Origin of the sequence: Paraburkholderia sp. JHI2823 (assembly GCF_038900695.1) — a bacterium.
GTDB lineage: Bacteria > Pseudomonadota > Gammaproteobacteria > Burkholderiales > Burkholderiaceae > Paraburkholderia > Paraburkholderia mimosarum.
This window is the reverse complement of the sequence record NZ_JAYMRY010000014.1, coordinates 143,604-167,575: the sequence shown is the minus strand read 5'-3', so window position 1 is coordinate 167,575 and position 23,972 is coordinate 143,604. Positions and strand designations below refer to the sequence as shown.

Annotated in this window: 16 protein-coding genes, 1 tRNA gene and 1 rRNA gene; 11 read left to right on the top strand and 7 right to left on the bottom strand. The window is 60.0% G+C overall.

Going from position 1 to position 23,972, the window contains the following annotated elements; translation table 11 throughout:
• The 4 genes from VSR34_RS17745 to VSR34_RS17730 all read right to left on the bottom strand — a co-directional run bounded on the left by VSR34_RS17745 (position 1) and on the right by VSR34_RS17730 (position 6,909).
• Positions 1-77: transfer RNA gene (locus VSR34_RS17745), tRNA-Ile, on the bottom strand.
• A gap of 65 nt (positions 78-142) precedes the next feature.
• A 16S ribosomal RNA gene (locus tag VSR34_RS17740) occupies positions 143-1,673 on the bottom strand.
• Between the two features lie 438 nt (positions 1,674-2,111).
• Positions 2,112-4,394, bottom strand: coding sequence for an EAL domain-containing protein (locus VSR34_RS17735; protein ID WP_342963097.1), 2,283 nt, complete (start codon positions 4,392-4,394; stop codon positions 2,112-2,114).
• Positions 4,395-4,695: 301 nt separating this feature from the next.
• Positions 4,696-6,909: a glycoside hydrolase family 3 C-terminal domain-containing protein gene (locus VSR34_RS17730; protein WP_342963096.1), complete on the bottom strand. Its 2,214-nt coding sequence runs from the start codon at positions 6,907-6,909 to the stop codon at positions 4,696-4,698.
• A 521-nt stretch (positions 6,910-7,430) separates the two neighbouring features.
• Here VSR34_RS17730 and VSR34_RS17725 point away from each other — a divergent pair.
• Both VSR34_RS17725 and VSR34_RS17720 read left to right on the top strand, forming a co-directional pair.
• Positions 7,431-7,904, top strand: a complete 474-nt coding sequence (locus tag VSR34_RS17725) for a hypothetical protein (protein WP_028212870.1) — start codon at positions 7,431-7,433, stop codon at positions 7,902-7,904.
• A 381-nt stretch (positions 7,905-8,285) separates the two neighbouring features.
• Complete coding sequence (locus tag VSR34_RS17720) at positions 8,286-9,002, top strand: GNAT family N-acetyltransferase (protein ID WP_342963095.1); 717 nt, start codon at positions 8,286-8,288, stop codon at positions 9,000-9,002.
• Between the two features lie 138 nt (positions 9,003-9,140).
• Here VSR34_RS17720 and VSR34_RS17715 read toward each other — a convergent pair whose 3' ends face one another.
• A complete protein-coding gene (locus VSR34_RS17715) occupies positions 9,141-10,565 on the bottom strand; it encodes a replication initiation protein (protein ID WP_342963094.1) in 1,425 nt (474 codons plus the stop codon).
• 922 nt (positions 10,566-11,487) lie between these two features.
• Here VSR34_RS17715 and VSR34_RS17710 point away from each other — a divergent pair.
• Positions 11,488-12,699: an AAA family ATPase gene (locus VSR34_RS17710; RefSeq protein WP_028231388.1), complete on the top strand. Its 1,212-nt coding sequence runs from the start codon at positions 11,488-11,490 to the stop codon at positions 12,697-12,699.
• On the top strand, positions 12,696-13,664 hold the full coding sequence (locus VSR34_RS17705; RefSeq protein ID WP_342963093.1) for a ParB/RepB/Spo0J family partition protein: 969 nt from the start codon (positions 12,696-12,698) through the stop codon (positions 13,662-13,664). The genes VSR34_RS17710 and VSR34_RS17705 overlap by 4 nt, the downstream gene beginning before the upstream one ends.
• Before the next feature lie 2,530 nt (positions 13,665-16,194).
• Here VSR34_RS17705 and VSR34_RS17700 read toward each other — a convergent pair.
• Positions 16,195-16,536, bottom strand: a complete 342-nt coding sequence (locus VSR34_RS17700; RefSeq protein ID WP_028212865.1) for an H-NS histone family protein — start codon at positions 16,534-16,536, stop codon at positions 16,195-16,197.
• Between the two features lie 279 nt (positions 16,537-16,815).
• Here VSR34_RS17700 and VSR34_RS17695 point away from each other — a divergent pair, with 279 nt between their 5' ends.
• The 7 genes from VSR34_RS17695 (at position 16,816) to VSR34_RS17665 (ending at position 23,324) form a co-directional block, all read left to right on the top strand.
• Positions 16,816-17,112 carry an H-NS histone family protein gene (locus VSR34_RS17695; protein ID WP_342963092.1) on the top strand — a complete coding sequence of 99 codons (297 nt, stop codon included), beginning with the start codon at positions 16,816-16,818 and terminating at the stop codon, positions 17,110-17,112.
• A gap of 392 nt (positions 17,113-17,504) precedes the next feature.
• Positions 17,505-18,749 carry an extracellular solute-binding protein gene (locus VSR34_RS17690; RefSeq protein ID WP_036045348.1) on the top strand — a complete coding sequence of 415 codons (1,245 nt, stop codon included), beginning with the start codon at positions 17,505-17,507 and terminating at the stop codon, positions 18,747-18,749.
• The gene (locus VSR34_RS17685; protein WP_342963091.1) at positions 18,746-21,772 is read left to right on the top strand and encodes an EAL domain-containing protein; all 3,027 of its coding nucleotides are present in this window, start codon (positions 18,746-18,748) and stop codon (positions 21,770-21,772) included. Before VSR34_RS17690 ends, VSR34_RS17685 begins: the two co-directional genes overlap by 4 nt.
• Positions 21,773-21,902: 130 nt before the next feature.
• Complete coding sequence (locus tag VSR34_RS17680) at positions 21,903-22,394, top strand: phasin family protein (RefSeq protein WP_342963090.1); 492 nt, start codon at positions 21,903-21,905, stop codon at positions 22,392-22,394.
• Between the two features lie 107 nt (positions 22,395-22,501).
• The gene (locus VSR34_RS17675) at positions 22,502-22,699 is read left to right on the top strand and encodes a hypothetical protein (protein ID WP_028212861.1); all 198 of its coding nucleotides are present in this window, start codon (positions 22,502-22,504) and stop codon (positions 22,697-22,699) included.
• Positions 22,700-22,803: 104 nt separating this feature from the next.
• Positions 22,804-22,962 carry a hypothetical protein gene (locus tag VSR34_RS17670; protein WP_167334426.1) on the top strand — a complete coding sequence of 53 codons (159 nt, stop codon included), beginning with the start codon at positions 22,804-22,806 and terminating at the stop codon, positions 22,960-22,962.
• 113 nt (positions 22,963-23,075) lie between these two features.
• The gene (locus VSR34_RS17665) at positions 23,076-23,324 is read left to right on the top strand and encodes a hypothetical protein (protein WP_028212860.1); all 249 of its coding nucleotides are present in this window, start codon (positions 23,076-23,078) and stop codon (positions 23,322-23,324) included.
• Between the two features lie 104 nt (positions 23,325-23,428).
• On the opposite strand, the gene VSR34_RS17660 is transcribed toward VSR34_RS17665, so the two are convergent.
• Entirely contained in the window at positions 23,429-23,653 is a 225-nt protein-coding gene (locus tag VSR34_RS17660; protein WP_036019511.1) for a hypothetical protein, read from the bottom strand.
• Positions 23,654-23,972 lie beyond the last annotated feature (319 nt).

Sequence of the window (23,972 nt, the reverse complement as noted above, 5' to 3'; positions counted from 1 at the left end):
TGGTGGGTCTGGATGGATTCGAACCATCGACCCCCGCCTTATCAAGACGGTGCTCTAACCGACTGAGCTACAGACCCCTGAGTCTGTCTTTCTTACAGCCGACAAGTGTGAGCGCTTTAACGCAGCGAACGACAAGCTCTGGAAAGGAGGTGATCCAGCCGCACCTTCCGATACGGCTACCTTGTTACGACTTCACCCCAGTCATGAATCCTGCCGTGGTGACCGTCCTCCTTGCGGTTAGACTAGCCACTTCTGGCAAAACCCACTCCCATGGTGTGACGGGCGGTGTGTACAAGACCCGGGAACGTATTCACCGCGGCATGCTGATCCGCGATTACTAGCGATTCCAGCTTCACGCAGTCGAGTTGCAGACTGCGATCCGGACTACGATCGGTTTTCTGGGATTGGCTCCACCTCGCGGCTTGGCAACCCTCTGTTCCGACCATTGTATGACGTGTGAAGCCCTACCCATAAGGGCCATGAGGACTTGACGTCATCCCCACCTTCCTCCGGTTTGTCACCGGCAGTCTCCCTGGAGTGCTCTTGCGTAGCAACTAGGGACAAGGGTTGCGCTCGTTGCGGGACTTAACCCAACATCTCACGACACGAGCTGACGACAGCCATGCAGCACCTGTGTGACGGCTCCCTTTCGGGCACTCCCGGCTCTCACCAGGATTCCGTCCATGTCAAGGGTAGGTAAGGTTTTTCGCGTTGCATCGAATTAATCCACATCATCCACCGCTTGTGCGGGTCCCCGTCAATTCCTTTGAGTTTTAATCTTGCGACCGTACTCCCCAGGCGGTCAACTTCACGCGTTAGCTACGTTACCAAGCCAATGAAGGCCCGACAACCAGTTGACATCGTTTAGGGCGTGGACTACCAGGGTATCTAATCCTGTTTGCTCCCCACGCTTTCGTGCATGAGCGTCAGTATTGGCCCAGGGGGCTGCCTTCGCCATCGGTATTCCTCCACATCTCTACGCATTTCACTGCTACACGTGGAATTCTACCCCCCTCTGCCATACTCCAGCGATGCAGTCACCAATGCAGTTCCCAGGTTAAGCCCGGGGATTTCACATCGGTCTTACATCACCGCCTGCGCACGCTTTACGCCCAGTAATTCCGATTAACGCTCGCACCCTACGTATTACCGCGGCTGCTGGCACGTAGTTAGCCGGTGCTTATTCTTCCGGTACCGTCATCCCCCCGGGGTATTAACCCAGAGGATTTCTTTCCGGACAAAAGTGCTTTACAACCCGAAGGCCTTCTTCACACACGCGGCATTGCTGGATCAGGCTTGCGCCCATTGTCCAAAATTCCCCACTGCTGCCTCCCGTAGGAGTCTGGGCCGTGTCTCAGTCCCAGTGTGGCTGGTCGTCCTCTCAGACCAGCTACGGATCGTCGCCTTGGTAGGCCTTTACCCCACCAACTAGCTAATCCGCCATCGGCCACCCCAATAGCGCGAGGCCTTTCGGTCCCCCGCTTTCATCCATGGATCGTATGCGGTATTAATCCGGCTTTCGCCGGGCTATCCCCCACTACTGGACATGTTCCGATGTATTACTCACCCGTTCGCCACTCGCCGCCAGGCCGAAGCCCGCGCTGCCGTCCGACTTGCATGTGTAAGGCATGCCGCCAGCGTTCAATCTGAGCCAGGATCAAACTCTTCAGTTCAATACCTGTTACTGTTTTCGGTTCGGTTAAGAACCGGTCGCTCACTCAAAGCTGACAGGTCTTGAATAAATTCAAAAACCTGACTTACTTTAGTGTGAGACTCTTGATACTTTTGCTGTTCCGGCTTCACCCCGAAAGGCAAGGCCGGGCCGCCACCGCATCAAGCGCCCACACTTATCGGCTGTAAATTTTTAAAGAGCAATTCGTCTTAATCGCTTCGTTTTCGTTCGCAGCGATCAGCGAAGGAGGCGAATTATGCGGGTCATTCCGGATGCCGTCAAGCGCATTTGGAATATTTATTTTTTTGAGGGCCGCTACGCCAATTCCGCCGCCCCGGTCGGCCTGTTCGATAAGCGCAGTATTTCATCAGGCCAGACGACACACGGCGCTCGCACCTGCTCGATGGTGCATGCCGCCCGGTTCGTCCGCCGTCGCAAATCAGGCCGCCACGGTCTCGCCGATTCCTTCGGGAAGCGGCTCGGGCAAGCCGACGCAGAAACCCTGTGCGTAATCGATACCGATTCCGCTCAGGCGCCCGATGATCGCCTCGTTTTCCACGAATTCAGCGATCGTTGCCTTGCCGGCCGCGTGCGCCACCTGGTGAATGGACTGGACGATCGTCCGGTCGAGATCGCTGCTGGCGATACCACGCACGAAGCTGCCGTCGATTTTCAGGTAATCGACAGGCAGACTCTTCAAATAGGTAAACGAGGACATGCCGGCGCCGAAATCATCGAGGGCGAAGCGGCACCCTAGCGCGCGTAGGCTCACCATGAGCGCAATCGCTTTCGTGAGGTTCGTGATGACGGCCGTCTCGGTGATCTCGAAGCAGACGCTCGAGAAGCTGATGCCGCAGCGCTCCTGCTGCTGCAGGATATAGGCAAGCAGCGCCTCGTCGCCGAGCGACGCGCCGGAGAGATTGATCGACCAGACGTTCGCCGTGAGATGGCCCGCCGCGATGGCCTCGAATGCGCGGCCGATCACCCAGCGATCAACGAGCGGCATCAGATTGAAGCGCTCGGCCGCCCCGATGAAATACGCTGGAGGAATCACCTCGCCCGATTCGCCGATCATCCGCAGCAGCAGTTCAACGTGCACCTGCTCTCCGGGACCATCCTGCTTCAGCGACCTTATCTGCTGGGCGTACAGGCGAAAGCGGCCGTGCTCGAGGGCGGCCTTCACGCGGGCCACCCACTCCATCTGCGTATGCGTCGTCGACTGAAGCTGATCTTCGAGGCTGTACTGATGCACGCGGTTGCGGCCCTTCTCCTTGGCCATGTAGCAGGCGACGTCGGCCGCCTTCATGATGTCCCACGTCGATTTCAGCGCGGCCTCCACGCACACGACACCGATGCTCACGCCAGTCGTCAGCAACCGCTGATCCCACGGCAGACGGATCACCGTCACCGCTTCGCGCAAGTCCTCAGCAATGCGCAGGGCGTCCTCGATCCGGCATTCCGGTAGAACGACGCCAAATTCGTCGCCGCCGAGGCGCGCGAGTATGTGGGCAGCGCGCAATTGTTGCTTCAAGGCGGTGCCCACGCTGCGGATCAACTCGTCGCCGGCCGCGTGGCCACATGTGTCGTTCACTATCTTGAACTGATCGAGGTCGAGGAACATCACCACGTGAGAGCCCTCCCCTCGCTTGTCGAGCAGGCCCGCTAACCTGCGCTCGAATTCGCGGCGATTCAGCAAACCGGTCAAATGATCGTGCGTAGCCTGATACTCGAGTTCGGCCGCGTGCTTGCGCTCCGTGCTGGCGTCGCGAAGCACCATCACCGTCCCCAGCACGCCCCCTTCATCATCGCGTATGGTCGCCACTGAACAGGCCACGGGCAGGAGCGACCCGTCCGGTCGTGTCACCGAAAGCCGTCGATCCGTATCGTCGGCCAGCGCAGCTGCGGGGTTGTGCATGCATTGCGCAGTGACGATATTGCAGGAGCGTTCGTCGTAGAGATCGCAGACATCGAACAGAGGCTTCATGCAGATATCGCTCGCGGAGCGCCCCAGCATGCGCTCGGCGGCAGCGTTGCAATAGGTCACGCACGCCTGGTTGTCCATGCGGATCACACCGTCGTCGATGGAGGCGAGCGTCGCCGCGGTGAGGCTCTTTTCCTTCGCCGCGGCCGCTTCGGCGCGCTTGAGTTCGGAAATGTCGAAGAGGCAACCGACGATACGCGTCGCCCGGCCACGCTCGTCGCGTATTGCCGTGCCACGCCCTCTGCACCAGAGGTATTGGCCATCGGCCATGCGCAGCCTGTATTCGACGTCGTAGAGCGTGTGATGCTTCAGATGGCTGATGATGGTTTCGCGCAGACGCAGCAGGTCAGCTGGGTGTACGAGCGCGTTGAAAGCGGGGGTGTCCATGGGGAGGTCACCGTCGCCATATCCGAGCTGACGATAGAGATAGCGCGAGTAGTAAGCGCGGTCGCCGACCAGATCCCAGTCCCACAGCCCGGCATTGATTCCTTCGAAACCGAGGCTTAAGCGCTCCTCGCTCAGGCGCAGGCGGGCGGCAAGACGTTCGCACAGGCATAGCACCAGCACCGCGGTGCATGTGAGCACCGCCAGCACCAGGACCCAGGTAATCGCCGCACGAAAAGACACGGCCAGCGCGGCCGCCGCGACGACGCTCACCCACAATGGCGCGAGGACGACGGCGATACGACCTCGGTGCGTGCCCTCGATAAACCAGTTCACGGCGCGTGTGATCAGTCCCATGGCTGATTTAGTATTTGTTATCGGTTCAGCTTCCATGCGTCGCGTGCGCGCGGCGCCACGAGGGGCGCCACGGTAGAGCGCGACGGCGTGTCGGAATACGCACAAACGGCGGAAGGCCCACGAACGGGTGGGTAAGTCTACCCGCTATGTGGTTTGATATTGGATGGGGATTACCCGCGGTGCATACGCGGGCTCGCCGAATAACGCATCGAATGCTTCCAAAGCAACAAGAGAAAGTCGGTCATTCTCAAGCACACAAAGCGCCCGCGAGCCGCCAACGCGGCCTCCGGGCGCCCCTGTGCTAACGGCTTTGCAGCCTGATATCGCGCGACGACGCGCCAACGTACACCGCGCTGCCGGGCACGTAGGTCCAGTCATTGCGCGCCGTGTCCCACACGCTCTGCGCGCGTTCGGTGATCGTCACGCGCACCGGCCGCGCCTGGCCCGGCTTCAGATACACCTTCTGGAAGCCCACCAGACGGCGCGGCGGCTCGCCCGCATAGCTCACGCCAAGATAGACCTGTGCGGTTTCCGCGCCAGCCACGCGCCCATCGTTGCGCACCGTGAACGAAGCCGTGATCGTATGGCCCGGGCCCTGCGTCACCGTGAGCCCCGAATAGCTGAAGTGCGTGTACGAAAGGCCATAGCCAAACTCGTAAAGCGGCGTGAGGTTATTCGCGTCATACCAGCGATAACCCATGTTCAGTTTTTCGGCGTAAACCGGATCTGTCGCGAACGCGCCGTTCGTGCCCCAGGTCGGCGTGTCCTGGTCGCGTACCGGGAACGTGACCGGCAGTTTGCCTGAAGGGTTCACCTGGCCGAACAAGACGTTCGCGATCGCCTTGCCGCCACCCTCGCCCGGATACCACGCCTCGACGATCGCCGAAACCTGGTCCTTCCACGGCATCAGCACCGGGTTGCCGCTCTCGATGATCACGATCGTGTGCGGGTTGGCCTTCGCAACGGCTTCGACGAGTTGATCCTGATTCGTCGGATTCGCGAGACCCAGGCTCCGCAGATCACCGAAGTCTTCCCCTGCAGGTTGCGCCACGACGACGATTGCCACATCGGACTGGCTAGCGAGCGTCACGGCCTGGCTGATCTCCTGCGGTGTATAGGCGCGGAACGGCTGTGTCTGGTCGCTGTTGCCCGCGAAGCTCACCTGCGCCGAAGGCGCGAGCTGCTGGATCGCCTTGACGATCGGCGTATCGAGCTTGAGCCACGGGTTCGTCCACCATCCGCAGCCCGTCGACGATGCGAACGACAGCCCGCCGCATCCCGAAAAGTTGCCGGTGACCGGATCGCGCGTATTGCCGGAACCGCCGCCGGTCAGCACGGCCGCATCGGCGTGAGCACCGATCACCGCGATCTTGCGCAGGCTCGGCGCCGAAAGCGGCAACTGGCCGCCGTCGTTCTTGAGGAGAACGATCGATTGCTCTTCAGCCGCCTGCGTGAACGCATCATATTTCGCAAAGTCGATCGCCGCGCCGCCCTGCGCCGGATGATCCAGCACGCCCGTGCTGATCATCACGTAGAGCTTGCGGCGCACCATGTCGTCAAGACGCGCCTGTGAAACCGCGTTCGCGGCAATTGCCTGCTTGACGAGATCGGGCGTGAGATAGACCGTCGGCCCGACGTCCTCTTCTTCGTCGAGCCCCGCGTTGATCGACGCCGCCGTGCTATGCGTCGCGCCCCAGTCCGACTGTATCTGCCCCTGGAAGCCCCAGTCCTTCTTCAGGACATCGGTCAGCACATGCGTGTTCTCGCACGCGTAGGTGCCGTTCAGCCGGTTGTAGCTGCACATGACGCTGCCCGGCCGCCCCTCCTTCGCCGCGATCTCGAACGGCAGCAGATAGAGTTCGCGCAGCGTGCGCTCGTCGATCTGGCTATTGCCACCCTGGCGCCCTGTTTCCTGTTCGTTGCCGACGTAGTGTTTTATCGTGGCAATCACCTGATGGCTCTGTGTGCCGATCGTGCGCGCAGCCAGCATCTCCCCCGCGAGCACGGGATCTTCTCCGAGGTACTCGAAGAGACGACCGCCACGCGGTTCGCGCGCGAGATTCGTGCCGCCGCCGAGTCCCATGCCGAACCCCTGGTCGCGCAACTGATCGGCGATGCGCGCGCCGAACTCGTGCGCGAGGTACGGATTCCAGCTTGCCGCCAGCGCGATCGTGGCGGGGAAGGTCGTGCTCTTCTGGCTCGTGCTACCGGAACCGGTTGCTGAGTCGACCATGTTCAGATCGGGAATGCCCAAACGCGGCACGCCCTGGATGTAGCCCGCGCCGCCGCCGGGGACAGCGCTCATTTGATATTCGGAATGAATGAACTGGAGCTTTTCGTCCTGCGTCATGCGCTTTAGCAGCAACTCGGCACGCACGTGTGCGCCATAGTTTTCGGGCATCGGCATCAGCTGCATCGGCAAGGGATATGGCATGTCGTTGCTGCTGTCGCCCGCATAGGCGGTAGCGGCCATCGCAACCAGCAATGCGGCTGTTGGCCAACGGGTGATCCTCATATGTCTCTCCGTGAGTTTTGAATATGCTATGGAGTCCTTATCAGACCGGGGGATTCGTGGTCCGGGCAAAGCATCCGGCCACGTGAAGCGCCGCCGGACTTCTGCAGGGAATCAGGGCCGGCCGCGAGTGACGCAAACGTTTGCCTGCCTGCGTCCGCAACGGCCCTGTCTGATCATGTAGCGAAACTCCAATTAATCATATAAAAACTATTGAGCCAGCTTACGCGCTTTTATGTCAGTGTTTTCCCGGCTGGCGATAGCCATCACGCATGAATGCCGACAAATTCGACAGCCAACGGTAAGAATGTCGTAACGCTTTCGTTGCGGACGCAACGACAAGCGGGAAATGAATGCGAATTGAGTGACTTTCGCGAAGTCGATTCAGGGTCTCAATAGCACGGCGCGTTGCACGCATCGCGGGCCGAAAAAGACTAAGCTGTGATCCGGCCTGCGCGAGCCGCAGCGGACCCACGGCGCACGGCGCGCGCGCGAAATCGACATCACTGCAAGGAGTGACCACGATGAAAAGGCAACGCAAGGCTACCCGGATCGCCTCGACCCTGCTGGCTGCGGGGTTCTTCCTCGCGCTCGCGGGCAGCGCAATCGCGCAGACGGCCGCGGCGCCAGGCGCCAGCGAACCTTCGACGACCGGCATGCCGGCAACCGAACAGCAGGGCGACGTATCCTTCGTGTCCGGCGGCGTTGGCCGCGACGAATCGACTGCGCTGCGGCAAGCGCGCAGCCAGTGGCCGCTCTCGCTGCTGTTCACCGGCCCCGGTTCGAGTTATGTCGCCGATGTTCACGTGCAGATCACGAACCCGAGCGGCGCATCCGTGCTCGATACGCGTTCGCACGGCCCGCACATGCTCGTGCGACTGGCACCGGGCCGCTACACGATCAATGCGACGTATGGCAGCACGACGAGAACGCAACACGTAAACGTCGGTGGCAACGGTAGCGCGCGCGCGACATTCTCGTTTCCGGCCGCCCACTGAGCGCGACTGGCATCTCCCGCCTGGTGGCCCGGCTCACCAGGCGCGAACTCTCCAGAAGTTCGGCGAGAGAACGCAGTTCGGCACGGCCCTCACTCACTTCGATCGTACCCGGCCTGGCGATGCTTTTTTCGATGCCAAGGCTCGCTTCGGGTGGCAGCTCTTCCCCGGGTCGAATCGAAGCAACCATCGAACGGCACCCGCGGGATTGGACTGATCGGACCGCACCACGCCTGGCGGAGGCAATCGGGCATCGCCTGGCGCAAACGATGCCAATCATGTCGCGTTCTGCCGTAGCCGGCGCTACCATAGCGCGCCTGGGATCTCGTCGCAAACCGGTGACACCCCGGCGCGCCGGCCATATCGGTAAAGGGAGCACTTGCCATGCTAGACGTGCCAGCAACAAGGAATATCCGACGAACACACGCGCTGGACGACGCGGTATGGGGCGCCTTGACGGGCCGGCATCGCCAGTTTGCCGTTGGGGACCAGCGCGTGCTGCGGTATGCGCCTGCGGTCGCGCCCTTCGCCGCGATGGCGGACACCACGCCGGAATCATTCGAAGCCTTGCGCCGCCTGATCGCGGAACACGAACCCGTGGCCTTGACCACCCTCGACGCACTGGATCCGCCCGACGGCTTCGTGGTCATCCGGCACGCGGCGCTGCTGCAGATGGTATGGGGAGGCCAACCCGTTGGGGCGACCTCGCTCGAACACGTTAGTCTCGAAGCGCGCGACGTGCCGGAGATGATGGCGCTGACCGCCGTGACGGAGCCCGGTCCGTTTGGCCCGCGCACGATCGAACTCGGCGACTACCTGGGCGTACGCAAGAACGGTAAGCTCGTGGCCATGGCAGGCGAGCGCATGAAGATCGACGGACATACCGAAATCAGCGCCGTTTGCGTGGACCCGGCCTTCAGGGGGCAGGGCCTCGCCGCCGGCCTCATCAGACTGCTGATCGCGGCAATCTGTGCGCGCGGCGAAACACCCTTCCTGCACGTACTGACGTCGAATCGCGGCGCCGTTTCGATCTATCGGGAAATGGGCTTTGTCGAGCGACGCGAAATGCATCTCACGGTGCTCGGCATCGCTCAGCCCTGAACTCGCGCCGGGCGCTATCGCCAGAAAGTAAGGAATGCGAAAGAGGCATCGCCCTCATTAAAGCGCGAATCTCCATCCGGCGATCCCCTTCGCGGGCAGACATCCGTTCTGGCGAAAGCCGAAGCCAGCCCCGATACGCTACGCGGATTTCAGCGCCACGTGCTTGCCGGCTCTCGACGCGCTGATCCTTCCGAACACGAATTGACCCAGATACCAGGCGAGATCTGCGTTTGCAAGGATGTCGCCTTCGGTGACTTCGGCGGGCTCGAGCTTCATGCGGCGCAGCATCAACTTTCCCTCGCGGGATGTCACCCAGCCACGAATGAGTTCCCGTTTGCTCCGTTCATCGGCCGCCATGTAGTGCTCACGGCCCAGCCTCGCTTCCTCGTTCATGCGCGCGCGCGACTCCTCCTCTTTCGAGGCAATGCTATGCGCAACCGACGCCTGAACCTCCACCGTTTCGGCGCTCTGCTGGGCTTCGTGGTTCAGCAGCTTGGCCTGCACTTCGACCATCGTCCGCTCGGCCTCCGACATCTTCCAGTTGTCGCGCAGCGCCTTCATCAGATAGCCCGACGGGCTCTTCTTCACCTGGCCGCGGTGAAGGCGGAAGCGTGTGTATTCGATCGCCTGCTGGATGCGTTCGTCCGTCCACGTTTCGCGATTCTCCGAAATCTCGCTGAACTGTCTCGACGAGAGGTTGAACTCGTCCTTGAGCACCTTGTACACGTGACTCGCGTCGGCAAGGCTCGCCATCACGGCGTCCGCGGTGTCCTTGCGCTTGAGCACGAACCGGATGCGATCGATTTTCTTCGACGATGTCGACTCGGTCCTCGTTTCATACGAGAGCTCGATGTCGGACACCTCGTTGATTTCCTTGACTGCCGGTTCGAGCCAGTCGCGCTTGAAGTATTTGAAAATGGCCGCGTTTGCGCCCATCTTGCCCGGCCACGTCCGCATCACTTCGAGCGGAATCCAGTCGGTGCGGCCTGCCGGAACGCTTGGCAGAACCTTGTCGTAAATCGCCCTTGCGAGGCTCCGGGTGAAAGCGGTCGAGATGCGCAGGCTGAGCCAGTGCGACTTGCGCGGGTCGCGAATGTGCGGCACCAGGGTGGGGTGAACGTCGAACCGGATGCGCCCGCGATGAAAGCCAACCAGCCCGATGAGCTGCACCTGCACCCACAGGTCGTCTTCGTGAGGATCGCGATCCGAGGGCGTATTCGTTACGCGGATCTTTGCGTTCTGCGCTTCGTCGGCAATCGTCCGGAGATGTTTGAGATTCCGGCTGTCATAGCGCATCAACCACTTGAAGTAGTTCAGTTCGACATCGTACTGGTCCTGGGGCTGCGGCTCCTGGGCGACGATAAAGTACGCGGCGTCCAGAAAGCGTCGCGCCGGCAACCCCATGTTCACGATTTCGGTGAAGAAGTTGTTGCGCTGATACCCGATCTCGCGGCTGGACTCGTTCACCGGCAAACCCAGATCGAACATGTCCTCGAAGAGCGCCAAGGCCATCTGCCGGGGCGTCGTTCTGGTTCTGCCCTCTTGCGGATTGTCCGATGCCATCGCGTGGTTTGCCCATGTGCCGATTTGGAGTCATGGGACTTTATCACTCGTGGGTGAGGTGTCAACACAACAAACCTCACCATGTGGAGAGGCTAACCAGCGAGTTTGGGGCGTTTGGAAGCTGGTGCACAAAGAATCTCACCTGACGCACAACCAACCTCACCACGGAAGTCCGCCGATCATCGAAAGCCGGCCGTCCTACCTGATTCCCGACGAGTTGCCGGTCAGGTTTGCACAATGAACCTCACCCCTGTGGATAGATCGGAGCGCTGCACAGCCTACCTCACCATCGCGCGGACTCAACCTCACTTCTCCGGGGACAAAACCTCCCTCTTGTGCACATACGACCTCACCTTCAGCACAACGGGCCTCACCTTTTCCTACCTAACTCATTGATTCTTATGGAAATAGCGAGCACTTGTTTGTTTGTCGGTTCGGTTTCAGGTTTACAAAACAACATACAAACCGGGAAGCACCGACCTGGATAGGTGCGTGACGTATCAACGGCGGCTGCGAATAACGGGGTACTGTTGGATATTTCGATGGTTTTGTGTTTTTGGCCAAGAGAAGGCAAAGGATTTATGGTGAGGTCGATTGTGCACACTGGATCTCAGCGTCTCTGGGTGGCAGGAGGCCCCATGGTTGGAGCGTCGGAAGGCAGCCAAAGGTGAGGTCATTTGTGCAATCGGGCGATGAGAAGCCCTGTTTTTGCCTTTTGGTCGGCGGTTTCAGCTCGGTCAGCCCTGAGAAGGTGAGCCTCGTTGTGCTCGATTTGGCGAGGCTTCGGCCCGAATCGATCCGATTGCGCGCGTTCGGACGGCAAAAAATCCAATAAATTTCTACGTTTACGACGATTTAGGCTGAAAATATCGCATCGCTTCTGTATTATGAGGTTTATCGAAATCATCACGAAAACCTCAGAATGGTGAAAACAAGCCAACTTCCAGCCGTCGATCGGACTGTGCCTCTGGAGCAGATTAGCGCGTTCGCTGAAAAGGTCTCGATTTTTACGGATGAACTGCGCGAAACCATCCTCGCACCCAGGCCACGCAAGACCGCACCCGTGTTCAAGACGGGTGAAATCGCCGCGATGTGCAACATCACCCACTCGCAGGTTCAGTATCTTGCCACCAAAGGCGATGGCGAGTTACCGCCCGGCACCGCAGCAGGCACCGGCCGCACGCGGACGTTCACCCTCGAAGAGGCCCGTATCTGGGTACAGAAAGTCTCGGATATCTATCAGACTCCCCTCGTCACCGGCACAAGGGAGCCGGACGGAAAAATCATCATAACCGCCCAGCTCAAAGGCGGGTCAGCCAAGACGACGACGACCATGTGTCTGGCGCAAGGCCTGACGTTGCGCGGACGCAAGGTCCTCGTCGTCGACCTCGATCCGCAAGCTTCGCTTTCCGAGCTCTGCGGGCTGTACGCCGAAAAGGACGTAACGCCGGAAGACACGGTGCTCCCCTATATCTACGACCAGCAAATCGAGGGGGGTCTCGCCGCGCGTGTTCAGTCGACCTATTGGGACGGCCTCGATGTAATCCCGGCGCACACGGAACTCATTGGAGCGGAATTCCACTTGCCGGCGATGCAAAAGATCAAGCCGGGATTCAAGTTCTGGACGGTGCTGCGTGAAGGTCTCGAGCCGCTTCGCAAGCAGTACGACTACATCCTCATGGATACGTCTCCGTCGCTTTCCTATATGAATCTGAACGCGCTGCTCGCGGCGGACTCGCTGGTGATGCCGATGGTCCCCGAGAACCTCGATTTCATCAGCTCGTTGTCCTTCTGGCGTTTGTTCTCGGACGTGTCAAAGAGCTTTATCAAATACGAGCAGGGCAAGAAGTACGACTTCATTTCGCTGCTGCTTTCCCGGGTGGATTATGGACGCACTTCGTCGGCGCCGATCGTTCGCGCGTGGGCAGAGAGCGCCTACGAAAACTGGCTCCATGCGATCGAGGTTCCGGCCAGCTCGGTGATGAGCACAGGCGCGCTGGCTTTTTCCACGGTATTCGATGTGAGCAGTTCGCATAGCGCGGCCAAGGCGCTACAGCGCGTGCGACAGCCGCTCATCGACTACTGCCGTTGGTTAGACGAAATTTACGAAGAAAAATGGAGGACCGCGCAATGAGCAACATGCGTGAACAACTACTCGCGAAAACGGCGGGCATTCGAAAGACGTCGTCCATCAAGGAGGACGAGGTCAAGCGTTCGGAGCGCACCCAGACTGCGCCCGGACTCGCCGGCGCGCTCGCTGTCGCGCAACTGCGCGTGCAGGAACTCGAGTCGGCGGGTGTTGCGTCGCAGTTGCCGGTCGCCGAGATTGCGCCTAACCCATGGCAACCGCGACGCATCTTCAACGAAGCCAAGTTGAGCGAACTCGCCGAATCGATCCGCGAGGTCGGGCAGGTGCAGCCGATCGTCGTGCGACGTGTCGAGGCAGGGTATCAGATCGTTGCGGGGGAGCGGCGCTGGCGTGCGCACAAGGTTCTGGGACTGGAATCGATCAAAGCCGTGGTCGCGGATTGCTCGGATTCGGACATGGCCGTTCTGGCGATGGTCGAGAACGTCAGCCGCGATGATCTGGCGGACTACGAAATCAGCCTCTCGATCCGGCGTACCGAAAAGGAATTTCCGGACCGGAAGCGATTGGCGGAAGCGCTTGGTTTGTCGCGAAGCGGCCTCTTTCAGTTCCTGAGTTTCGACAAGCTGCCTTCCTTCATCCTCAGTGACCTGGATTTTCAGCCGAGGCTTTTGGGGGCGAACGCGGCAGAGGCGATCGTATCGGCTATCCGAAAGTTCGGCGAAGCCGGCCTGGCCGCGGCGCGCGAGGTTTGGCCCGCAGTGGTCTCAGGGGAGATCGAGCAAGGAAAAGCCGCAGCGGCGATCAGGCAGATCGCGACGCGGGGAGCGACGTCGGCGCCGGCAAATGAGCGAAGCATCGACAAGTTCTTCGCCGGAAAGGAACATGCTGGATCGATTACGAAGGACGTGAACGGCTTTACCGTCAAGTTCAAGCCAGGGATGATGACCGAGGCGCTGGAAACGCAAATTCGTGCGCTCATTAGCCAGACGTTCAATCAAGATCCGAAGTGAGGTGATCCCACCCTTCTCGAAGCCCGCCAAAAGCGGGCTTTTTTTTCGGCTGACGCTGCGAGCAGTCCATAGTATGGACTGAGGGGTCCCGGCGATGTGATGTACCTGGCGTGGTCTGAGCCCGACGACAACGTGAGTCCATACTATGGAGTCGTCCGGAGGAGGGGGAGGCAACCGCTAGCGCATTGTCTCGAACCGATTGCTGTTGGCGACTTGTGCCGGCGAAGGAGCCGAAGTGGCATTGCCCGGGCGAGTCCATACTATGGATTCCGGCGATCCATGCGGGGAATCGCGGCCGGCGCAATTGGCTGGTTTCTCGAGCATAGAAGGCTAGAGTCCGATGCGAACCGGTCCATAGTATGGACTGTCGGCCATTGGACCCGGGTTGGGCGCAAACGACGTTCGCCAGCGCGGAGCAACGCGGAGCAACGCGGAGCAACGCGGAGCAACGCGGAGCAACGCGGAGCAACGCGGAGCAACGCGGAGTACGTCGGCCGTGCAGCGCCGCGTCGAACAAATTGCCGAAAATAACCCGACAACGAGTCCGTACTATGGACTCGGACTCCCTCACATTACGCGCCGGGAAGATGGGTTGGGGTGGGCCTCCATCGCGCAAACGAAAGCGAATAGGTGGAGAGTGAAACAAATCACCGCGTTGAGGCGAAGTGCAAACAGAAGCCCTGGTTAGTCGAGCAAGGGATTGATTTTGTGCGATTGAATTCAACGGCGGAACTGCGTCAGATGCCACCGCGCCTGCCCTTCCCGTACGATGTGCCGAACACTATTCGAAAGCGCAGGAACGCCGCGATCTGCACGCGGCTGTTGCCTTTTGCGGCGTCGAGGCCGACTGAGCGCGAAGCCTCTTGGCCGCCCAATCCCAATCTAGTGGGCGGTCTGTTGTCATCTCTGCTACGCCGAGCCCGAGGCGCTCGGCAGGCGCAATGACGTCTAGTCACGCGTCTGCTGTCTCGCTCGAACCTGGACGGATGCCACTTGGCTCGTCCCCCGGACGGGGTTGATTGGCACCCACAGCAGACGACGATGCGCAAGCGTGCTTTTTTCCCCGGGCAGAGATCGGCCAAGAGCGATTCCGAACCATTCCCCTGCAGTGATTTCTTTCCCGAGCGTTCCGCTTTTCCGACTCGCTGGTGTTTTGCCGACGGCTTTGGAAATCGTTCAGTAGCCCACCCACTATCTGACCAAGATTGCTTCGCCCGTGCTGAGGTCGAGAATCGACTGGGATGAACACCTCGGACCACTTGGCTGGAATGACGCGTCGAATGCACGGGGCCGACAAAGCCTGGATATCAGGCGCAATGCGAAGCTCGGCGATTGATCAGCGAAAGGCGGTACAACAGCTCATCAGGTTCTTTAGCTGCGGATCTCGATGCTCGTTTGAATGTCGCTATCCTCTTCTTGAACGCGAAGCTTCGAGCCGATGAGCGTACAGATAGTGCTTTGGTCAGTGCAGGAGGAGCGGCGCGTCAAACGCCCAGTCCCTCAAGATTGTCCAGTTAATGCAACTAACCGTACAACGACGCAGCTACCGTATCGCCGCGCCGCCTATCGTGCAGAACATGCCGACCCTCTTGATCGAACCGCCTGGTCAGCGCGGGCAGTTTGACCGCTTTGTTTCGTGAAACATTCGGGGTCAAAGTTTCAAAAGCTCCAACGCCCCACACAAAGGACGTTTCCGAGAATTCTCGCGAAATTGTTTCACGCGCTAGCCGAGATCCGCAGCTGAAATAGTCGAGACAAACGCATCATTGGGGAACGCAACGACCGCCGCGCCTTCGGCGTAACAGACGACACGTATTTTGTAGTGAAACGTCGCGCGACGTTCCTGGTCGTCGGCTAGCTTGCCAGGGAGCGCGCGAGACAGGCCTGGCACCATTCGCAAATCAGCACGTTTTAAAATTCTTTGCCCAGATGTGCATCAGCAGTGACCCCGCGTTCGACGAAGCGCATCGCGCCGGCGGCGCGCCGCCATTTGCCACGCTTGCCGGGCAAGTTGGGTGCATGAGCGCCCCGCCTACCGCTTCCTTCCACTGAAAAGGCCGCCGGCTGGCGCACGCATCCCCCGGAGTCCTTCGCACCGGCCGTGAGGCGCAACATCCAATATGTTTCGTTATCCGAATTAAAATTCGGAAGACTGCGCTCGCAGATCCAGTGAAAGCTTTCGCGCCAAAACATGTCCAATGACCGCGACTCGCAGCTTGTTATCCATCGCGGTGGGGCGCAGCCGAATCCCTTCGCTCTAAATCGCCAAAGTGCGTTCGCACGACGCGACGGCCAGGGGCTCCTGTGTCAATGGCGGCCAGCCACCAGGCACCAGGCACCAGGCAAACCGCATGCGTTTGATGTTTGCCAACGAAGCTTCACGCACGAGACGCCGGCCATTCACCGGATCGTCCGGAAGATCGCGGTCGCAACGACGAGTTGGTCGGCGAAAGAAATGGAACAGAAAACAGTTCGGCCGCGTTTGAGCAAGTCCAAACGTTTGCCCGACCGTAGATGTGTACGCAAAGAGTCAGCGGGCGCCCAGGCGCTCCGGATTTTCCGTGGCCAGCCGGCTGCCGGCGAACGGATCGTTCGCCCAATCGACGCGCGCGCGTTGGGGAGCGTGTTTCTCGTCGGAATTCCCAATGGCGAAGTGTTCGAGCGATTGTCCGGCGCTGATCGCCTGAACAAGCCACTGCGGCATCTCACCGTTGCCGTCCCATGTGTTGCCAGCCGCATTCTGGTAACGCGCAGCGCGCAGTCGCAGCTGGTCCTGCGCAATCGAAGCCGCAATATCGTCTGGCTCGATTCCAAATTCCGCCATTCGGCGGCGGAGATATGAAACTATACTTTCTCGTTTTCGTTCATCCACGTCTAAAACTCCTTCCATGCGAGTGACTGCCTAGCTGCACCACACCGTTATTGAGTCGCAAGTCGCATGCCGCAAGAATAGCACGGCAGCTAACGGAGGCTGACCGGTACGCGGGAATTCTCCAGGCGTTCCGCGTCGTTTGCGGGCTGTCGCGCACCCGGATATCCGGGATGCCAGCGGTAGGGACGACGCGCGCCAGGTGGCCATCCCGATTGCGGTCAGCGTCGTGCGAAAGCCACTATGATTGGCGTGTGGCATCCACGCTGTGGGAGACGACTCGTGGCAACGTACAAAGAACTGAAGGCGCAAATTGCGGAACTCGAGAGTCAGGCCGCCGCCGTCCGTCAGCAGGAGTTCGAGACGGTTCTCGCGGATATTCGCGAGAAGGTGGCCGAGTTTGGATATACGCCGCGAGATATCTTCGGCAGTCGCCGAGGCAGGGCGGGGCAGTCGCCTGGCGCGACGTCCGCGAGATATCGTGATCCTGCGTCCGGCGCGACCTGGTCTGGCAGGGGGCGCGCGCCGAACTGGATCAAGGATGCAAAGAATCGCGACCGGTTCCTGATTTCCGGATAGATCGGTTGCCGACGTTCCGATGCTTGCCCCTTACTCCGAAGCACAAGGGGCCGTTTGCCAGTACAGCGCGAACATGTCTGGCAACATGCATGAACGTTCGTCTGTCCGTTTCCGGAAACGTGAAAGATAACACCCGGAAACCACATGGTCGCCGCCACACGCGGCGAATCAATCCCCCCTAAAGTGGCTCACAGTTTCGGCCGATATGCAGTTTGGCTCTTCTGCGTCCTGTCTGGATCAGGGCAGCCGTAGCCGACTGACCCTCCGTTTCGCGAGACGGCTCATTATCTGACGCCAGTTCGCCTGACGCCTGGGTTGCCATACCCGAACTGAATAGTGAGCGTTGCGTGCACGGAATCAAGTTTGCCTGGCTGCTGTCTGGTCTGATCGGCATGGTTTTGCTCTTCGGTTGCGATCAGCAAACCGACGCGCCACGCAGCAAGGCGCCGGCGCCAAAAACCACCATTACCGCACTGGTCTGGGCGCCTGACTGGCCAGAGGAGATGCTCCAGATCGCTGCCGAATTCGGCAAGCTCAATCCCGATCTGCACGTCAACGTGCAGTTCATGATCGGCAATTCGGTCGAGGAGAATATCAAGCCGCGCGTGGCAGCCGGCACGTTGCCGGATCTCGTCAGTATCAACCCGAATGCCTACTCGGCCGAACTGGCCGAACAAGGCGTGCTTGCCGACGTCAGCGAGACCTCGGCATGGAAGAACATGCTGGATCCGCTCAAGCCCGACTGGACCAGTCGCCGCGGCAAGGGATTTGGCATTTCCGGCGGCGTGGCGACAACGATGATCTATTACAACCGGGCCATGTTCGCGAAGGCAGGAATCGACACGCTGCCAACCAACTTCGAAGAATTTCTCGCTGTTTGCGCGAAGCTCAAGCGGGCGGGGATAGTCCCGATCATGTGGAACGGAGGCTTTCCCAACATGCTCGGCAATGGGCCGTTCGCTTCCGGCTTTGCCAACGGCGTGGTTGCACACGAGCCGCGCTGGAAAGAAAAAATGGCGGATGGCACGCTGAATCTGGATACGCCGGAGGTGGCCGAAATCTTCGCGCGCATCGCCATGATTCCCCAGCGGGGTTACGCTCAGCCATCGTTCATGACGACGGGGTACGACGAAGGCATGCGGCTTTTCAAGGAAGGTCAGGTTGCAATGGCGTTTCAGGGCAGTTGGGCCGCCGGCATCATGCTGCACGGGAACGACTTCGAGGTTGGAGTTTTCATTCCACCCTGGAATGCACGAGGAGAACGGGCAGTGCCGGTGCTCGGCAGCGAAACCGGTTTTGGCGTGTGCGAGACGCCCAACAAGGCTGCCGCCATGCGCTTTCTGGAATTCATCGCCGGAAAGGGATTTCCGATTCTCCAGAAGAAGCGTCACAACATTTCGCCGTTTCAGCGGGGGATCGGAACCGTCGTGACCGACGCGGAGATCGTCGACTACACGAACACGGTCAGCCGCTCTCCGGTCACTGCGAGTCCCTATTATTCGTCGCTTCCTTCCAACACGATCGAGCTGCTGCATAAACTGATGCAGGATGTGCTGCTCAGGAAATTGACGCCCGGGCAGGCTGCGGAGCGCCTCGATGTCTCGGTCAAGACTGAAGCGAAGATGCACTACAAATGAACTCGATCTCCGCGCTGCTGCGGCGCGCTTCCGACTACCTCTGCCAGGAATTGCTTCGGCGCGTCGAGATCCGCTATCGACTCATTGGCGCTTTTATTCTGTTGTCGTTGCTGCCCATTATCATTTCGGGCTGTATTTCGTATGTGAAGTCGATCGCGGCAATCAAGGAAAACGCGGAGATATTTTCCAAAGAAGTGGTGAGGCAGGTTTCGCGAAACATCCAGCTGCGGATGCAACAGATCGAAACGGAAAGCAATCTCCTGGTGCTTTCGGGTCGTGTCCAGGGCGCGCTGGGGAAAGCGGCGAACGCAAGCGCGACGGAACAGAGCGAAGCGCGGCAGGACCTCGCGAGAATGCTGCTCGATCACTACGGATCGGTCGACTTCATCAACCAGAAGTATCTGCTCGACCATGAAGGCCGGATTCTGGATACGCAGGCATTCGCCCAATTGACCACGGGCGTGACGACGCTCGTCGGTCTGGCGGAACGCGCGCACGAGCACACATACTGGGGCAGCTACGACAACGGAGTCGGGCAACAGAACCTGGGGATGGTGCGCGCCATCTACGACAAGAGCAGCAACAGGAAGATCGGCAATCTGGTTCTTGTCGTTCGCCCCGAGTATTTCTCGACAATTTTCAACGACGTCGCCTCGGGCAGCGGCACGGCGATTTACGTGTTCGATTCAAGCAACAACAAGATCATCGTCGTTCCCAATAACGGCTCGTCGCCCAATGCTGGCGCCACGCCCGCACCGGACTTGATCGACGATATCGCCCGCCACGGCGCATCGGGTGAGGCAAGCCGGTGTATCCCGATGGCCGGGAAAGGCAGCGGACGTTACCTTGCCGCCTACGCGAACATCCCCGGCACGAGCTGGTTCGTCGTCAGCATGATCCCTGAGCGAAACTTGACTGCGGAGGCACAGGCGGTACGCAACCAGATCGTGCTGGTTGGCATTTCCGGGTTTCTGCTTTCGATTTTCCTGGCCTACTTCATTTCCAATAGCATTTCGGCCCCGTTACGGGATCTCGTTCGCAGGATGCATGACACCGGTGAAGATGCCGGTGCCGTCGAGGACGGCGTGCAGGACGGGCAAGGCACCGTCGGCGGACTGGACGAACTGGCCCGGCTGGCTCACCGCTTCGAGCGAATGCGGACTGCGATCCGGCAGAAAATCCAGAAGATCAACGAGATCAATGCATCGCTCGAGCAGACCGTCGTCGATCGAACGGCGGAACTCGTCGCGCGCGAGCGGGAATCGCGCACGCTGATCGAGAACTCGCCCGATACGATCACGCGATACGACAGGGAGTTGCGCCGCACTTACGCCAATCCCGCTTTTTGTTCGTCGGCTGGGTGCGATCTTGCCACTGCGCTCGGCAAGCGGCCCTCGGAGCTCCCCGGCGGCCCTAACGCGCTGGTCTACGAAAAAAGGATTGGCGACGTGATCGCCACCGGCAAGAGCACGCAGTTCGAACTGAGGTGGGCGGCCAAGGACGGGCAGGAATATTGCACCCATATCCGCATCACGCCCGAGATCGATCGCAGCGGCCGCATCACTTCGGTGCTAGCCGTCGGTCGCGACCTCAGCGACCGGATGGCGTTCGAGGCCACCATCTGGAAGCAGGCCAATTTCGATGCGCTGACGGGTCTTCCGAACCGGCAGTTGTTTCAGGACCGTCTGAGTCAGGAAGCCACGCGCGTGCGCCGTTCGGAAAAGCGTATGGCTTTGATGTTGATCGATCTCGATCGCTTCAAGGAGGTCAACGACTCACTGGGTCACGACACGGGGGACATCCTGCTGATCGAGGCTGGCCGGCGCATCACCTCGTGCGTGCGCGATCTGGACACCGTAGCCCGACTCGGCGGCGATGAATTTACGGTCATCCTCCCCGATCTCGACGACATCGAGGCCGTCGAGACGACAGTGAAACGCATCAATCGCAAACTGACCGAGCCATTCAAGCTCGGTGCGGACGAGGTGTACATCTCGGCCAGCATCGGCGTCACCGTTTTCCCCGATGACACTGCCGAACTCGATGCGCTCTTCAAGAACGCCGACCAGGCCATGTATGCGGCCAAGAATGCCGGGCGGAACCGCTTCAGTTACTTCACGCCCGACATGCAGCTGGAGGCGCAAACGCGCTTGCGCTTGACGAGCGACTTGCGCGCAGCGCTTTCTCGCAATCAGTTCCAGGTGCTCTATCAACCTGTTGTCGATCTGGCAACGGGACGGATTCGCAAAGCCGAAGCGCTGATCCGCTGGCTGCATCCTGAGCGCGGCATGATCAACCCGCTGGACTTCATTGCGCTGGCCGAAGACACGGGTCTCATCATTCCGATCGGCGACTGGGTTTTCAGGCAAGCGGTGCAACAGGTGCGGCAGTGGCGAGAGCAGTATGATCCGTCGTTCCAGATCAGCGTCAACATGTCTCCCGTGCAGGTCCGTCAAGACAGCGGCATGGGTGCGCGGTGGCACGAATATCTCGACCGCGAGGGCATGCCGGGCCAGAGCGTGGTGGTGGAAATCACCGAGGGGCTGCTGCTGCAGGCCGAATCCAACATCGACGAAAAGCTGCTGGACTTCCGTGTCGCCGGCATTGGAATCTCGATAGACGACTTCGGCACGGGGTATTCTTCGCTTGCCTACCTCAAGCGCTTCGACATCGATTACCTGAAAATCGACCGTTCATTCGTACAGAACCTGAGCGTCGACGAAAATAATCAGGTGCTCTGCGAGGCAATGGTGGTGCTCGCACACAAACTCGGTATCCAGGTCATTGCCGAAGGCGTGGAGACCGTCGAGCAACGCGATTTTCTCAAGGCGATGGGCTGTGATTTTGCCCAGGGCTTCTTGTACTCCCGGCCGATCCCGGCGGACCGGTTCGCACCGCTGGTATGGCCGCTGATCGCGGAAGGGCGGCCGACGCCCAACGGCGAAGCTAGCCCTGGGAGTCCCGCTGCATCCCACATATTGGGGAAAGTCCCTGGTCAAGACGCCGCAACAACGGCGATTTAACAAAGTTAGAATCGAGGCTCTAGATCGGCGGCGACCGCCCGCGAAGGGCAGCGTGTCTTTGCACACATGCTGGTCACCCGCCTCGTGGCAGCGGCCAATTAACGACGATGAGAAAAAGGGGGGAGATTCCGTGAGTACTCCTGAGCAAGCATCCCTAGCCACGCCGTATGAATCCTGCGTAACGAATTTTTCGCTGGCCAGCGTTCAACTGCTTGCCAGTTTCGGTGAGTGGATGCGTTTGAATCTGGAGACCTGCCGTTCTGTACAGGCCGGCGCAGTCCTGCACTGGGAAAACGTGCTACGGGCGCAGACACCTGAGCAGTGGGTCAGACATCAGACCGATGCACTGCCCTGGCTTGCGCTGCAAATCTCGGGCTACACCGAGGGCTGGATGGATATTGCGTCGCGAACGACGGCAAGCCTGAACCGCTCCGCCAGTGATGTCCATCACGGGCAGGCGCGCCATGAAAGCACGATGCTCAATGGCGTCACGAAGTGCGAAGGGGGTGTCGATGCGATGAATCCTGCGCGCGCCGATTCAACTGCCGCTCCCGACAATGCGGCGCCAACCGCTGCGAAGCGACGAAGGACCTCCCAGGAGCCGCTGTCGCTATCCAGATAGAAGATTTCTAACGCTTCTACTGCCTTCGCCGTGTGTTCTCGCAGACTTTCGGTATGTAGTCCGAATTAGTTGCTCTTTTCACAGTTGCCCTTCGAAACGGAGACGCCATGTTGAGCCCGCACGAAGTCGCCACGTTATTGCTGGTGAAGGACGCGCCCGAACGTATTGAGGCCGACCGCGCCGAACTGGGTGCGCTGCGCGCGCTTCAGTTGATTGCCAATGATTCACCTGAAGCCGGGTTTCTCATTCCTCGCGTCACGCCGCGCGGCGATGCAGTCCTGCGCGCCATCGCGCGGGTACGCTGACGGGCGGTCGAGCGCAAACAGGCCGTCATTCAGGCCGCGCGTATTTTCCGTGCGAGCCGCCCCAAAAAGGGGCTGCGATCCTGTATGTTCCTGAGGAGGCTGACATGGATCCATCCTGGCTGGGTATGGCTGCCGGCACGATCGTGCTGGCAATAGCGGTATTTGGCGTCGCGGCGCATTACCGCCGGGAGCGTCGTCGTGCGGATCTACTACGCAATCTCGACCATCATGACTGGTGCCGCTGGACTCGCTCGCGACACTGAACGGTTCGGGACGCGATGCATCGAGCACCGACGTCGAGCCACCTGTGCCCTCACGTTCATCGCCTCGATGAACGAGCGAGACATTGCACCATCACACCGATAGGGGGCCCCCCGTGGGCTACGACCTGGCAGAAAAGGATCTGGCGCAGATCCGCAACGTGCTCAACTATCTGGAGCACTCGGCCGACTTCCTGCGCGCTTACGATTCAGGGGCGATCGTCGGCGTGAATGATTGGCGGGCCAGAATTCGCACGGTCCTGGCCATGCCCCGGCTACCCATCCAGATCGAATTGCAGGGCATCGACCTGCTGGGGCGCCTCGACCATCTGGAAGCCTCGCGATACACCTCGAACAACGCTTGAATCGCGCATCCGGCATGTGTGCCGCTCGACGGCAACAGCAAGCCGTCGAGCCGGGAAGTTTCCAACGCATCGAATAACAGCGAGCGCGCTAGCGCCCGAGCGCATTAGCGTGCCGTTTCCGGGCGCTGCCAATGCGCGGTCGATTGCTTGTCCGTTATGCGGACTTTTGCCAGCAGCGGTTTGTAGCCTCGCAGGATGACCTCGCTGATCGCGAGAAGCTCCGAGCGAAATATGTCATGAGTGAATTTGCTGCCATCGGCAAACTCGAGAGAGTAGCCATCGATTGGTCCCCATTGGCCGCGCGGCAACGGTTCGATATACACGTCCATCGTCAATCTCCAGTGAGTAGAAGGTGATGGGTTTGAGTCTATCGCAGTGAAACATCGGCAATGCGCGCGCCCCCGGAGATTAAATATCCCGGATATTCAAAGGCTTGCCAATCTTGTTTCACCATAAGGGACGAGGTCTTCCGATGCGCAATTCCGCGCGCTCGTTGACGTATCGTTGTCTTCGCAAACTGAACAGGCATTGCACGATATGAAAACCCGGTCAGTCCTCTAGCACCGCCCGCTGTGGCGCCCGGTAGGACCATGGTCCGATTGGCTTGATCCGGGACTTCCCTCACGATTGCACAGGCGCTCGGCGCGC